This is a genomic window from Oceanospirillum sp. (assembly GCF_982874595.1).
This window is the reverse complement of record NZ_CEYNZH010000021.1, coordinates 1-13,938: the sequence shown is the minus strand read 5'-3', so window position 1 is coordinate 13,938 and position 13,938 is coordinate 1. Positions and strand designations below refer to the sequence as shown.

Genomic DNA, 13,938 nt, shown 5'->3' with positions numbered 1-13,938 from the left:
CTCCTCACAGGAAGAGATGTATACACTACACGTTGACGTTCAATATGATCGTCGTTTCGTCGCTGACGCAACGCCAGTACCAACAGACTCTCTGGCCTATCCTTATCTGGGATTCCAGATAAAAGTAATGGACGACGGCGAACTTCTGAAAACCTTCAATTTTAAGAAACGCCAAATGACCGGCGGCTTTGCGACCAACATGAAGGTTATGAGTGCCGTTCTGCGTGACGCGGAAGATGAAGACATGTTTCTCGAATCAGCTGGCGAGATCATCGCTAAAGAGATCGATAAGCTGAATGAAGCCCGGCTTGACCTCAGGTGCGGTGCAAGGCTGCACCTGCCTTTCCGTTAAACACCCCGTGATTTATTCCGGCCCTTCCAGGCCACCCTGACTATCCCAGTGCGCTTTATTCTGATAGAGCAGAAACAGATTAAACAGCTCTGCCTGACTGTTGATTTGTAGCTTTGCATACAGGTGTTTACGGTGGTTTTTCACCGTACCCAACGCGATACCTAAACGGTCTGCAATGCCTTTCGAAGAGTAGCCCAGAACGATAAGCCGTGCGATCTCCTGCTCACGACTACTGAGAACCTCTTTACCGAAATTATCCAGAAGATAAAGCTCAGCCGGGTTGTCATCACTTTGCAGATTCAGGTTACTACTTAGCCAGAACTGCTCGACCATCGCCTGCAGAACAGGAAAAAGCAGTCGTACCTGTTGCCCCAAATGCTCAGGCTCTACCCGCTGACGATGACTGTAAAAACCAAAGGACAAGCCAAAGCATTGTGTTTCTGTCAGTTGGAAAAAACACATGGCTTCGTCGTATAAACCAAGAGGCGCGTAGTATTCCTGGAAATATTCTGATTGGCGGAAACCGTGCGGTGCCACAGAATCAAGTGTTGTAAAGTCAGGCCTTTGATTGGCCAGCCAATAGCGATAGAAAGGGTCCAGCAGGTACATACGATCACAGTATGGTTTAAGAACCTTCTGTTTCAGGTCTTCACTAAGGTTGTCCTGTAAAAGTACAGGTCGCCTTTCACAATCAAAGAAAAAGAGCACGTAGTGAATACCGGAAAAATACTGTTCCAGCATTTTACCTATAGAAGGCAAAAACTGAGGGCTACGCATGGTTCTGACCAATTCGGCCAGAGGCTCCAAAGTAGTGGGGAGCGGATCATCCAACTTGATTTTTTGCATATCAAAAAATCCGATACGTCATGCCGGGCAGCCTTCTCCGGCATGACAAGGTTAAAACAACAGCGGGTTACCGGATATCCTTAATCAGTGGTTTGAGTTGGTCAAGCAATCCCTGCTGATGAGGCTGAAGATCCTGCTGCCCCCAAACGGCAATATCTTCCGCAAGGGGATCTGGCACCCGAATTGAGCTATCACTCAGTGTTTCAATAACCGCATGACCACAGAAAGGAACATACCCCTCAGAATACCCCCCTTCATGAACCATGACTAACTTACCGCTACACAGACGATCAGCAACCTCCATCAGACTCCGGGTCATGGTCGCAAAAGCGGTACTGTTCAGGATCATACATCCCAGCGGGTCCATTGCTGCCGCATCAAAACCACAGGCAACCACAATCAGCTCCGGCTTAAAGGCTTCCAGCGCAGGAATAACCAACTGCTCCAGAGTCGCCTCGTAAGCCCCGATCCCGGAACCGGCATGCAGTGGAATATTCAGATTAAGACCAAAACCTTCTCCTTCGCCACGCTCTTCAGCACTACCTGAATTACTGGGGTAATTATTTTCATGATGCAGAGAGATGGCCAGTACATCCCCATCATCGTAGAACGCTTGCTGAGTGCCATTGCCATGATGCACATCCCAGTCAATAACAGCCACACGCTTCACCAAGCCTTTTGCCTGTGCTGCCATAATCGCCACCGGAATATTGCCGATCAGGCAAAAGCCACGACCACGATCACGCTCAGCGTGATGCCCCGGTGGACGCGATAAGCAGTAACCATTATCAATCTCCCCCCGAAGCACAGCTTCAACGGTGGCAATGGCCAGACCTGCGGACTTTCGTGCGATCTCAAAACCATCTTTGCGGAAAGGCGCATATTCACCACCATCACCAAAACCGGCTTCTGACGCCTCCATCAGCCCCTGCAGGTACTCAGGAGTATGGAATCGCTGCAGATCTTCCAGAGCCGCAGGTTCACCGGAAACAGGAGCCAACTCATTTAACAGGCCACTCACCTCAAGCAAATTACGTAACCTGCGTTTGGTTTCAGGGTTTTCAGCCGCAACTGAAGGCTGGATAAACCCTCCTGCCTGATCAAAAACCGAGCAAGGACCCGGGTCATGCCACATGCAGATCTCATGGTATGCAAATCCAGTTTTTCTCATCGTTTTACTCTCCTGATTTTTATTTTCAGGCTGCGAACAAAAAGAGCAAAAAGCTCAATACAGCAGCAATAAGCACATAAGGAAGCTGAGTGACCGCGTGTTGCATCGGTGTAATACCGCAACCTTTAGCGGAAATAACAGTGGCATCACCAAAGAAGCAGGCGTGACTACCAAAGGCTCCCGCCGAGATAAGAGCCCCCAACGTCAGAGGCATACTGGCCTCAAGTGACTGAGCCAGCGGCACTACAATCGGCAGTGCAATGGCATAAACGCCCCAGAAGGTACCGGTACTGAAGGCCAGTGCCGCCAACAGCAAAAAGGTCAGTGCCGGTAACCATTGAGCATCCATATAGGGCGTTACCGACTCAATCAGATAGGGTGCCAACCCTAGCTTTTCATTCACCACTTGCAGAATAAAGGCGATAAAAATAATCCCCAGAGGGACCAGCATGGATTCAATCCCCGCCATCAGCTCATCAAAGAGACGGGCAAAAGGAGCAATCCTCTGGATGCTGTATAAGCCAAGCGTCACCATCAGCGCGCAGCCAATCCCCATCAATGCATCAATATCAAAGTACCAGGTGCTCAAAATCAGAGTGAGCATAGGCAGCACAAAATTGATCATGCGGGGTTTAACGTGATCCGGGGTGTCAGATTCATCGTTTACAGGCTGTTCAGAGCAATTCTGTTCGGCCTGCTTCATCGCACCTAAAGGAGGAATAATGCCGGAGATCACCAGTGGCACCAGAATCACAGCAATCCAGGGGTAAAAGAGATAGGGCAACAGCTCCAGATAAAAACTAAAACCGCCACCCGCTTCAGCCAAACCGTTGCTTTCCAGCAGACCGGCCAAGTAGATAACCCAGGTTGAGAAAGGAATCAGAAGACAAACCGGTGCAGCCGTTGAATCCACCAGATAGGCCAACATCTCACGGGAGATCTTCAGCTTATCGGTCAGTTTGCGCATTGCGGTACTGACGGTCAGGGCGTTGAGGTAGTCATCGATAAAGATCAGAATCCCAAGCAACCAGCCAAATATCAGTGCCTTGCGACGGGTGCGGCAATAGCGCCCGACCAGATCACTAAATGCCAGCGTCCCTCCGGAGAATTGCAGCAATGCAATCAGGCTGCCAAACAGGCCGCAGACCAGAAAGATCCAGCCGGTGGTTGGGTCCTGCATCACCTCAAGGGCGGTTGCTGAAAAATCCTGCAACGCCGTTTGAGGTGAGATCATCAGAAAGCCGGTCAGGCTTCCAACAATAAGAGCCTCAAGGGTGCGGTGGGTAATCAGAGAAATAACCAGTACAACAGCCGTAGGTAACAGGCTCAGGCTGCCAAAATCTTCTTCTTTTCCGTAAAACTGATAGATCAGCAGCGTAGCGACCAAGAGTGTTATCAGCGATACGTATGGTAGGCGCAACTTCCATTGGAAGCGGCGGCCTGTCTGAACATTATCCATAGGGGGATCCTCAATTGATGTTGTTTTTGTCTGCTTTGGATCGCCATCCATTCTAGGAAGCGGTTTCAGAATGCTAAATGTCCCCAAGGGGACATAGGCCCCGCCACTGAAAAAAGAGCTATTGGGGCCGGTTTTATCTCTGCTATGCTTCTGAAATCACTGGCCTTTTCATCCAATATTCATAACGGCCTACTGTTTTCAGGAGCACCCTATGTTTACCTTGCACTCCCGTCTTGAGCAGGACACCATCCCGGTTGCTGACTTTCCGCTGAGCCGCCTGGTGATGATGAATGACAGCCGCTTTCCCTGGTTTATTCTGATCCCTCGCATTGGCGGCATTACCGAGATCCACCAGCTGGACAAACCGGATCGTCAGCACCTGATGGATGAATCCTGCATTCTGGCCGAAGCCCTGATGACCGCTTTTCACGGCCATAAAATGAATGTCGCTGCCCTGGGCAATGTCGTCCCACAACTGCACATGCACCATGTGGTTCGTCAGGAAGATGACGCCGCCTGGCCTGCCCCCATCTGGGGTGTAGGCTCACCGGAAGCGATGAGCGAGGAAGACGCTCAGTCCCGCATTCAACAGCTGATTCCCCACCTGCAGGAAGCGATGCCAAAGCTTCAGCTGGTCTGAATAAAGAGCTTCAGCTGATTTGATCGGGAGTGAGTCGCAGTGACAGAGAGCAAAATGCACCAGCCGATTTATCTGTTCGACTGGGGGGATACCCTGATGGTGGATTTCCCCGATATGACCGGCAAGATGAAAGATTGGCCTAAGGTTCAGATACAGCATGAAGCTGATAAGGTATTGGCGGAATTCAGTCAAAGCGCCCGGCTTTTTGTCGCAACAGGCGCGGCTGATTCCGCGGAAAGCGATATCCGCGCGGCTTTTGATCGGGTGGGTTTATGCCCTTATCTTGAAGGCTATTTCTGCCAGAGCAATCTGGGAATCGGCAAAGGCACAGCGGATTTCTACCGGACTATTATCCGGCAGTTGGGCGTTATCCCCGAGCAGTGCACCATGGTCGGTGATCATTTTGACAAAGATATCGCGCCCGCACTGGAAGCTGGGCTAAAAGCCGTATGGCTGACAGATCAAAGTGGTTTGGCTGAACACAAGGGACAGCCATTCCGTATGATAAAAAGCCTGGAAGAGCTGCTGCACTGATTCCCATAACAGACGTATAAGCACATACCCAAAGCTAAGCCGCTGAATATTTTGTAAATCCCGAGGGGAAGTCCGCGCTGATGAAGATACGTTTTATCGAAAACATCGCCCAGATTGATGATGCCGATTGGCAACAGCTCCACAATGCAGACAACAACCCATTTATCGGTAAAGCCTTTCTGCAGGCTCTGGAAAGCTCCGGAGCTGCCAGCGAAAAAGGCGGCTGGAAACCTCACCACCTGGTGGTGGAATCCGATGATGGCCTGATCGCCTTTATGCCGCTTTATCTCAAAACCCATTCCTACGGCGAGTACGTTTTTGACTGGTCATGGTCCGATGCCTATCAGCGTTACGGGCTGGCCTATTACCCCAAACTGGTGACAGCAATCCCCTACACCCCAAGTCAGGGAGAGCGTCTGCTGGTTAAAGCGTCGATACAGAAATCTGATCTGGTTCCGGTCATTGTCGCGGCAGTAAAGGCCGAAGCGATGCGATTAGGCGCTTCCGGCTGGCATCTGCTGTTCCCGCAGGAAGACGAACATCAGCTGCTGGCCGATCAGAACCTGCACACCCGCCTTACCTGCCAGTTCCACTGGTTTAATACCGACAACTGGCAGGATTTCGATCAGTTTCTGGGCAGTTTCAGCTCGAAAAAGCGTAAAAATGTCAGACAGGAAAGGCGCAAAGTTGCCGAACAGGGATTCCGCTTAGCGCGGGTTGAAGGCACAGAGATCACGCCAGAACAGCTGGAACACTTCTATCACTGCTACCACATCACCTACCTGCAGCGTGGGCGACAGGGGTATCTGAACCGCACCTTCTTTCAGCTATTAGTTAAAACCATGCCGGAAAAGATGATGCTGGTAATCGCCTATAACGCGGAAGATGCTCCCGTGGCTGCAGCGCTGTTTTTCCATGACAACGCCAGTCTTTACGGACGCTACTGGGGCAGCAAGGTTGAGGCTGACAGCCTGCATTTTGAAGCCTGTTACTATCAGGGTATCGAATACTGCCTGGAACACGGCCTGAACCATTTTGACCCCGGTACTCAGGGTGAACACAAGATCAGTCGGGGCTTCCAGCCGATACTCACCTGGTCAAACCACTGGCTGGCTGAACCGGGCTTTGATGATGCAATAAGAGATTTTGTCGAAGAAGAAGCGGAGCATGTTCAGCAGTATGCAGAACATGCCTGTGGGATGTTGCCGTTTAAAGAATTTACTTAGAGACCAAAGCTCTCATATCTATCCTCTTGCTTTTACCGGCCAACTGCCCCCATCGTTGCTCAGCATAGACGAATCTGAGAGTCACATACCCTCAAAATAAAAAGCATCTTCCACCAAAAAAACACAATCAATTACACTGTGCTTTCAATAAGACACAAACAAAAAGCTCTAAATACTGTCAGTTTTCATCAGGCCGCCCTGTCTTTATCAATGCTATAGGGCTGCAGCTGACTCAGCTTAACGGCAATACCGCTTTAAAAATCACCACTTGGAAATGCTTTTTGATGTACAAAACTGCTGCCCTACTTTCACTCCTCCTTACAGGAATCATTACTCAACCCGAAGAGGTGAGAGCCTCGATGACAAGCAGTACCGAAGCAGAGCAACCCGTTGAGGAGCCAACAATAAAACTTCCAATCTGGAACGGAACAGCGGAACTGGGCTCCATAAGAACCACAGGTGATACAGACACATCAAACTTCAGCGGTAAGTTCAGTATCCTTCGTAAAGGAGAGTTCTGGGACTCAGGCCTCAAACTTAGTGTTCTAACCAGTAAAGAGGATGGAGAAACATCTAAAGAGCGTTATGAAGGAACTTTAACTCTTGATCACAAATTTACTGAACATCATTACCTAGCCTCATCTGCCAGCTACGAATTCGATCGTTTCAGTGGTTATGACTACCAAACGCTGATTTCTTTAGGCTACGGCTATCGATTGACAAATACCGACGAACACCATTTGGACCTAGAAGTAGGCCCAGGCTATCGTTACGATAAACTTAAGGCTGATAATGAGATTGAAGAAGAAACCGTGTTGCGTCTTGCCGGTAAATTTTTCTGGCAGCTCAATGAAGCCGTGCAATTCGATCAGCTTTTATCCGTAAACACAGGCTCTCAAAAGACAATCTGGCTTTCAGAAACTGGCCTGAAAAGCCAGATCAATGGTAGCCTGGCTACTAAGATCAACTACAGAGTGGACTACACCGATGTTGTTCCAGAGGATGCAGCAAACACAAATACAGAGTTTGAAGTCACACTGGCCTACAGCTTCTGATGCCAAATAAGCATGATTCTGTTTAAAACAGAGCAACGTCCTTAAAGCAAGCCATAAGGCACTGCAAACAAAAGGAAAAAACTCTCCCCTTGTACGCTGGCTTACTGAACGCATACGATTAGCGGTATTTTAAAACATGAATTAAGTCAGAGGCCGTCGTACCTGTCTACTCTGATTGTTGATGCCGTAAAGGCCGTAGCGATGCGAATGAGCGCTTCCGCCTGCATCTGCTATTCCCGCAGGAAGACGAACATCAGCTGCTGGCCGATCAGAACCTATACCCCCATCTCACCTGCCATTTCTACTGGTTTAATACCGACAACGGGCAGGATTTCGATCAGCGTTTAGGCTGTTTCAGCTCGAAAAAACGTAAAAATGTCAGACAGGAAAGGCACAAAGTTGCAGAACAGGGATCCCGCTTAGCGCGGGCGACAGGGCTATCTGAACCGCGCCTTCTTTTTGCTATTAGTTGAAATCATGCCGGAAAAGATGATGCTGGTAATCGCCTATGAGGCCACAGTTGTCCCAATGGCTATCTATCGGAAGCGAAATGCCGGTGCCATCTGAACGCTATATCGACCATCTCTTATAAGTCGCCGCTCTGACAACTGAGGATGATGACAGGCCTCGTCAAAGGTCAGAACAGGCTCAACACAAGCATCAACGGCTGCGAACTTCTCACACCAGTAATCAAACGGCTGAGACAGAAAAACCTCCTGAATCGAAATTTTAACCGCCTGCTGAGCTTCTTCGCTAAAGTCAGCGCATTGTGCCGCAAGGTGCGTCAGATTCAGCGTCTCCAGCAAACGCTGCTGGAACTGCAGCTCGAGACTACCAACGGCCATATAGCGGCCATCTGAGGTCTCATAGTAATCATAAAACGTGCCGCCATTGAGCCATCCAGTTTCTGCAGAGGGCGACTCCCCTCCGGCCAATGCCGCAGCACCAGCCATACCATTCAGAGAAAAGGCCGCATCGGTCATACTGATATCAATATACTGCCCTTCACCCTGCAACTGGCGCTGAATGACTGCAGCCAGAACCGCCATCACAGCCTGATGAGAGCCACCGGCAAGATCAGCAACCTGCATCCCCTGAGGCACCGGCGCATCACCTTTGCGACGACTGTAGTCCGCAAGCCCACTTAAAGCCAGATAGTTCAGGTCGTGACCTGCCCGGTCGCGGTAAGGGCCGGTTTGTCCGTACCCCGTAATACTGCAATAAATAAGCGCTTCATTGTGCTGCCGTAAAGCATCATAACCAACACCCAACCGACCCATCACACCAGGGCGAAACTGCTCCAGCACGATATCGTACTCTTTAACCAGCGCCTTAACCTCTTCGACCGCCTCTGGTTGTTTCAAATCGAGATAACAGACATCTTTCTTGTCATTCAGCTGTCGATATGCGGCAGAAACGCCTTGAATTTGAGGGGTTAGCCCTTTAACAAGATCCGGGCGGGCGGGAGATTCAACCCGAAGCACCTCAGCCCCCATCTCCGCCATAATCATAGAGGCATAGGGGCCGGGCAACAGTGTACTGAAATCAAGAATTTTCAGCCCCTTCAGGGGCTTTTTGTTCTCAGGCATATCCATCAATCCTTTATTATTGTTTTAGATTGGGCTGCCGGTCAGAAATTATCCTGTATCGACACCACTGAAATTGAGTTTTTCGGCGAACCTTCAACCAATTTGTCGGAATAAACAAGGTAGATCAAGGTATGTCGTTTTTCATCATAAAAGCGAACCACCTGAAGCGTTTTAAAGATTAGACTGGTACGCTTATTAAAAACTTTTTCTCCATCTTCTAAGTCACTTGGTAAAGAGATCGGCCCTACCTGACGACAGGCGATAGAGCCATCGGAAGGGTCCTCGGCCAACCCAAGGCCACCACTTATGCCTCCAGTCTTTGCACGGGCAAGCCAACAGCTCACCCCCTCAATATCAGGGTCATCAAAGGCCTCAATAACAATTTTATGGTTTGGTCCCAACATTTTAAAGACGGTACTTACCGAACCAATTTCCTCACCCTTCGCAATAAGTGATAAGACCATTAACCCAAGGACCAGAATAGCTTTGATCTGTTTACACATGATTTTTCCCTTCAATTGATTCGGCCATACGATTGCGTTCTAAAACAAATGCCTCAAAGTCGTCAGCCTCAAGAGGCTTGGCAAACAGATACCCCTGAATATAGTCACAGGAAAGCCCCTGAAGAAAAATCAGCTGCTCCCGGCTATCAACCCCTTCTGCCACAGTCTCCATCCCAAGGCTGTGAGCCAGCGCCATCGTGGCACGCACGATATGCTCGTCAGAGTCATTAACGCCAATGCCAATGATAAAACTGCGATCTATCTTTAGATGATCAGCATTCAGTGCTTTCAGGTAGCTCAGAGAGGAATAACCTGTACCAAAGTCATCAATAGATAGCGTAATACCTGCCTTTTTAAGACGTTTCAGATTTTCAGTGACCATCTCAGAATCGGTCATCAGTGTGGTTTCAGTAATTTCCACACACACCTGCCCGTAAGGGATAGCAAACTTATCCAACAGGTCGAGTAATCGTTGTGCCAAAGTATCTCTTGCCAACTGAACTGCAGAAATATTCATAGAGATCTTGCCAAAAGTAAAATCTTTAGCATTCCACGCAGCCATCTGCCGGAAAAGACTCTCCATTAACCAAACACCAACCTCAAGAATCTGACCGGTCTCCTCAGCCAAAGTGATAAATTCGGCCGGAGAAACCCATTCTCCTTGCCCTACTTCCCATCGCAGAAGTGCCTCTGCCCCATAAACCCGGCCTGTCGACGCTTCCACCTGAGGCTGAAATCTGAGACTGAGATCTTTCTCCCGATGAACAGCAAGCTCAAGCTGCTGCTGAAGGAATACACGACGCTTCATCAGAGCATCCATCGCCTCATCAAAGAAGCGAAAAGTGTTCTTGCCATCATGCTTAGCCTTGTACATCGCAAGATCAGCCTGACGCAACATCATTGACGCATCAGTTGCGGTATAACTCCCCAAAGCAATACCGACACTACAGGTCACACTAAAAGAGCCATCACCATAGTGAAAAGGCTGTGCAACAGCAGCAATAATTCGCTCAGCAAGCAATGCCTGACGATTATGATCAGCACATTCTTCGGATAAAACGGCAAATTCATCCCCACCCAAGCGAGCCAAAAGTGCATTCTCCGGAAGAATCTTCCTTAGATTATCGGTGGTATGAATTAAAAGGGCATCACCCGCTTCATGACCCATTGTGTCATTGATTTCTTTGAAGCGATCAAGGTCGATGAAAAGAATAGAAACATCACTCAGCCGTTGACTGCGGAAAATGTCATATAATTTTTGCTCAAAATAACGCCGATTCGGCAGAGAAGTCAGCGGATCGTGATCAGCCAGAAATAATGCGCGCTGCTCAGCACTTTTACGGGCCGTCATATCCTCATGAACAGCAATAAAATGCTCAACTTCACCCCGAGTCAAAATGGGTGTTACCGTCTGCTCAACAGTCATCGTATGACCGTCCTTATGACGGTTAACCAATTCTCCACGCCAGCTCTGGCCACTAAGAATGGATCGCCAAAGTCCACCAAAGAAATCATGAGAATGGTAACCAGAGTTCAGAATCTTAGGCGTTTTCCCTTTCACTTCGTCAAAGTCATAGCCTGTCAGGCGTGTGAAAGCTTTGTTAACCCATTGAATCTGGCCTGTTTTACTCGTAATAAAAATAGCATTTGCCGTACTACGAATCGCAGTGCTTAACAGATAATTATCGCCTTCTGTTAAGCGACGTTTTTCCATCAGCGTGGCAATAACAAATGCAGTGATAATGATAAAAAAAGCTGTCAGCATAAGAAAAATGCGTATCATTTTTTCATCATTCCGCCATGAAGACAAAGCTACGGCTTCATCTGAAATAAGTACGGTTATCAAAGGCAGAAGAGATGTAGATCGATAGCTGATCAGATAGTTCTGTCCGTTAATCGACTCGCGGTACTGCCCCCAGCTGGTTTCGTTCACGTGATCTCTAAGCAATTGTGTTTTTGGCGATACTGATTGATCACCCAGCAACTTAGTACCATCATAACGGTAGAGTTGAACGTACGAATGCAGCGTATCCCCCACTGATCCAAAAAGATTACCAAAATACTGGGGGTTGATAGAGGCCACCAGAATATTGCGCACAACACCCTGGTCATCCCGAACAGCCAGACAAAATGGGATATGGGTTAAAGTCATTCGTTCCGTAAAAGGATCATTTGGATAACGACCCGGTTTTGGAGAGCCGATAGCCAGCTCGGTCATCGGTTCATTTTTAAGCCGTTTGATACAAGGGTAATCCAGCTTAGATCCATAACTGCGGGTCACGGTTGCCTTGATAATTCCATCGGCATCTAATAAATCAATGGACCTGAGCTGAGGTGAAGTTCTAAGCTGTTCCCTCAAAATATTTTCAATTTCGATACGGTCATCCAGCTGAGGCAAACTCTCGATGAGCGCTATCATGGAGCTATTAACAGACTGTAAAGACCTGACTATAGAGTCTTCCAGTGCATGGGCAAGCAAGGCACTACTACTCTCTTGTTCGCTGAGACTTCTGGACACACCTCTATCAACCGTATGGGACAGAACAAGCCATAGAAAAACCAGTGCACACAGCGCTATCAGAAAGATCCATTTCTGTCGTATCAGAGCACTTTTTAAAAAGAAAAGGGAATTAACTAACACAGATCAAATCGCACCTAGAGTAAAGCAATAAAATAGCAATAAGTTACATTATCTGACAATGATGATAAGCAAGGGTTATCCTTATGAGACAAGAAGTTAGACTATCTGGACTCGGTATAAATAGCATCCGATTCTTAGCCTCTTTTATTATTTTTTTTACCATCGCAGGCTTTTTTAGTGATCTCCAGGCTCATCCCTCATCCAGCCGGGAAGAGCAAATCATTGAATCTGGAAAAATACGCGTCTGCATCTGGCCGGAATACTTCTCAATTTCTTATAAAAACAAGAAAACCGGTGAGCTGGAAGGAATCGATATCGGTTTATCCAAAGAATTTGCCAAAGATTTAGGCGTTTCTGTCGAGTATATACCAACTCACTTCGGCATCTTTATGAAAGATATTGAACAGGATAAATGCGACCTTGCTATGTTTGGCGTTGGTAAAACGGAAGCCCGCGCCAAGCACATCGATTATAGCGATCCTTATCTCAGCAGTGGTATGTACGGCATTGCTAACAAGTCCAATCCCATTGTTAAAAGCTGGGAATCGATGGATCAGCCGGGCGTTGTTGTTTGCGTTCAGAAAGGCACGTATATGGAAGGTGCAATGCGCAACAGCCTTAAAAATGCAGAGCTGATGACTGTTGTAAAGCATAGTCAGCGGGAGGTAGAAGTACGTTCGGGGCGCGCCGATGTCTTTATCACAGATTACCCCTACGGACAAAAGATGGTTAAAGTGTATGACTGGGCTCAACTGCTTGTCCCCAAAGGTGAGACAAAGCAGTTCCAGTATGCCTATGCCGTTAAGAAGGGACAGCCCGGGTGGTTGCAGCGAGTGAACCAGTTTGTTCATGACATCAAAAAAGATGGCCGTCTTGAGCACTATGCACGTCAGAACAACCTACTGCCTATTGCTTTAATTCCGGGTAAGTAAAAAACCCTAATAAAAAACCTCAGCAGCAGTTGCTCTGAGGTTTTTTTATGGAGATGTCCCATACTCAAGGCTATAAGAAGCAACAGCTATTACTGCTTAGAAGCCTTTTCAATCTGAACACTAACTACCTTCGGCAGCTGGATATTCAACTCATCAACAGCCGCTTTTACCTTGGCAATCAGCTCTGCTTTATTTTCCTGCATTCGGATAAGAGCTTCACTCTTACCCTGCTTCTTATCCAGGTCCTGCCTGAGTGCCTCTACCACTTCAGGTAGTCCCTCTAATTGCTTCAGTTGAGCATCAAAGTACTGATCGAATTGCCCCAGTGTTTCCTGGACTTCTTTAGAGAGTGCTTCAAATTTCTGCTGTATCTCAGAATTATGCCGAATAGCAGACTCTCCGCCACTCTCTTCAATATGCAGGCGATTCTGAAAGTCTTTCAGTTGAGACTCAAACTGCTCAACCTGATAGCGCATAACATCCAAAGTCTCATTGCACTCATCCTGAAAAGCATCAGCCTCAATACCATAGGTACGATAGATCTCATCATAGTGACCGAACTTCTCAAAGATGGCTGCAATCTGGAGCATGACCATACTTAGTGTAATGTGATCAGTCTCTTCTTCTTGATTAACGCTCTCGGTCTTAGATGCCGAGGGAGACTCGGAAGTTAAGGCCGCAACCTCAAACTTCTTGTCGATATAGGCCACCAGTTCTGTTTTCATCTTGTCGACAGAACTCTGAACCAGTTGCTGGACCAGGCTTTCAAGCTCGGGGGGAAGTGCAGAATTTTCACTCATACTGGGAAGATGACCTTATTACAAAACTTGTTAGACATGACTATATTAACCTGAATACTAGCTAATTTCCTACGAGCCAGCCCGTGTTCACCAAAATTCATCATAAGCTGTCTGAGCACCCTTTTTCGGGGCATAAAAAAAACCCCGCTTCGACTGAAGCGGGGTTTCCGTATAAGGCGCTTGACGATGT

General features: G+C 48.0%; 14 protein-coding genes. 7 read left to right on the top strand and 7 right to left on the bottom strand.

The window, feature by feature from the left end:
* Positions 1–16: 16 nt before the first annotated feature.
* Positions 17–352 carry a hypothetical protein gene (locus AC4GL5_RS10590; protein WP_490382752.1) on the top strand — a complete coding sequence of 112 codons (336 nt, stop codon included), beginning with the start codon at positions 17–19 and terminating at the stop codon, positions 350–352.
* A 12-nt stretch (positions 353–364) separates the two neighbouring features.
* Here the strand turns inward: AC4GL5_RS10590 and AC4GL5_RS10585 are convergent, their stop codons facing one another.
* The 3 genes from AC4GL5_RS10585 to AC4GL5_RS10575 form a co-directional block, all read right to left on the bottom strand.
* Positions 365–1,198, bottom strand: coding sequence for a response regulator transcription factor (locus tag AC4GL5_RS10585; RefSeq protein WP_490382751.1), 834 nt, complete (start codon positions 1,196–1,198; stop codon positions 365–367).
* A gap of 67 nt (positions 1,199–1,265) precedes the next feature.
* Entirely contained in the window at positions 1,266–2,369 is a 1,104-nt protein-coding gene (locus tag AC4GL5_RS10580) for a class II histone deacetylase (protein WP_490382750.1), read from the bottom strand.
* 25 nt (positions 2,370–2,394) lie between these two features.
* Positions 2,395–3,828 (bottom strand): Na+/H+ antiporter NhaC family protein, encoded by a 1,434-nt coding sequence (locus AC4GL5_RS10575; protein WP_490382749.1) that lies wholly within the window; start codon positions 3,826–3,828, stop codon positions 2,395–2,397.
* Between the two features lie 211 nt (positions 3,829–4,039).
* On the opposite strand from AC4GL5_RS10575, the gene AC4GL5_RS10570 reads away from it, so the two are divergent.
* The 5 genes from AC4GL5_RS10570 (at position 4,040) to AC4GL5_RS10550 (ending at position 7,756) form a co-directional block, all read left to right on the top strand.
* Positions 4,040–4,468, top strand: a complete 429-nt coding sequence (locus tag AC4GL5_RS10570; RefSeq protein ID WP_490382748.1) for an HIT domain-containing protein — start codon at positions 4,040–4,042, stop codon at positions 4,466–4,468.
* A gap of 54 nt (positions 4,469–4,522) precedes the next feature.
* A complete protein-coding gene (locus AC4GL5_RS10565) occupies positions 4,523–5,002 on the top strand; it encodes an HAD family hydrolase (protein WP_490382747.1) in 480 nt (159 codons plus the stop codon).
* Positions 5,003–5,082: 80 nt separating this feature from the next.
* On the top strand, positions 5,083–6,228 hold the full coding sequence (locus tag AC4GL5_RS10560) for a GNAT family N-acetyltransferase (RefSeq protein ID WP_490382746.1): 1,146 nt from the start codon (positions 5,083–5,085) through the stop codon (positions 6,226–6,228).
* 359 nt (positions 6,229–6,587) lie between these two features.
* Positions 6,588–7,283 (top strand): DUF481 domain-containing protein, encoded by a 696-nt coding sequence (locus AC4GL5_RS10555; RefSeq protein WP_490382745.1) that lies wholly within the window; start codon positions 6,588–6,590, stop codon positions 7,281–7,283.
* Between the two features lie 221 nt (positions 7,284–7,504).
* Entirely contained in the window at positions 7,505–7,756 is a 252-nt protein-coding gene (locus AC4GL5_RS10550) for a peptidogalycan biosysnthesis protein (RefSeq protein WP_490382788.1), read from the top strand.
* Positions 7,757–7,819: 63 nt separating this feature from the next.
* Here the strand turns inward: AC4GL5_RS10550 and AC4GL5_RS10545 are convergent, their stop codons facing one another.
* Genes AC4GL5_RS10545 through AC4GL5_RS10535 form a run of 3 tightly spaced genes read right to left on the bottom strand, consistent with a single transcriptional unit; the run spans position 7,820 to position 11,893 of the window.
* Positions 7,820–8,872, bottom strand: a complete 1,053-nt coding sequence (locus tag AC4GL5_RS10545; protein WP_490382744.1) for a CaiB/BaiF CoA transferase family protein — start codon at positions 8,870–8,872, stop codon at positions 7,820–7,822.
* Between the two features lie 41 nt (positions 8,873–8,913).
* Positions 8,914–9,375, bottom strand: coding sequence for a CreA family protein (locus AC4GL5_RS10540; RefSeq protein ID WP_490382743.1), 462 nt, complete (start codon positions 9,373–9,375; stop codon positions 8,914–8,916).
* Complete coding sequence (locus AC4GL5_RS10535; protein ID WP_490382742.1) at positions 9,368–11,893, bottom strand: bifunctional diguanylate cyclase/phosphodiesterase; 2,526 nt, start codon at positions 11,891–11,893, stop codon at positions 9,368–9,370. The genes AC4GL5_RS10540 and AC4GL5_RS10535 overlap by 8 nt, the downstream gene beginning before the upstream one ends.
* 206 nt (positions 11,894–12,099) lie before the next feature.
* Here AC4GL5_RS10535 and AC4GL5_RS10530 point away from each other — a divergent pair, with 206 nt between their 5' ends.
* On the top strand, positions 12,100–12,948 hold the full coding sequence (locus AC4GL5_RS10530) for a substrate-binding periplasmic protein (RefSeq protein WP_490382741.1): 849 nt from the start codon (positions 12,100–12,102) through the stop codon (positions 12,946–12,948).
* A gap of 89 nt (positions 12,949–13,037) precedes the next feature.
* On the opposite strand, the gene AC4GL5_RS10525 is transcribed toward AC4GL5_RS10530, so the two are convergent.
* Complete coding sequence (locus AC4GL5_RS10525) at positions 13,038–13,748, bottom strand: hypothetical protein (protein WP_490382740.1); 711 nt, start codon at positions 13,746–13,748, stop codon at positions 13,038–13,040.
* Between the last annotated feature and the right edge of the window lie 190 nt (positions 13,749–13,938).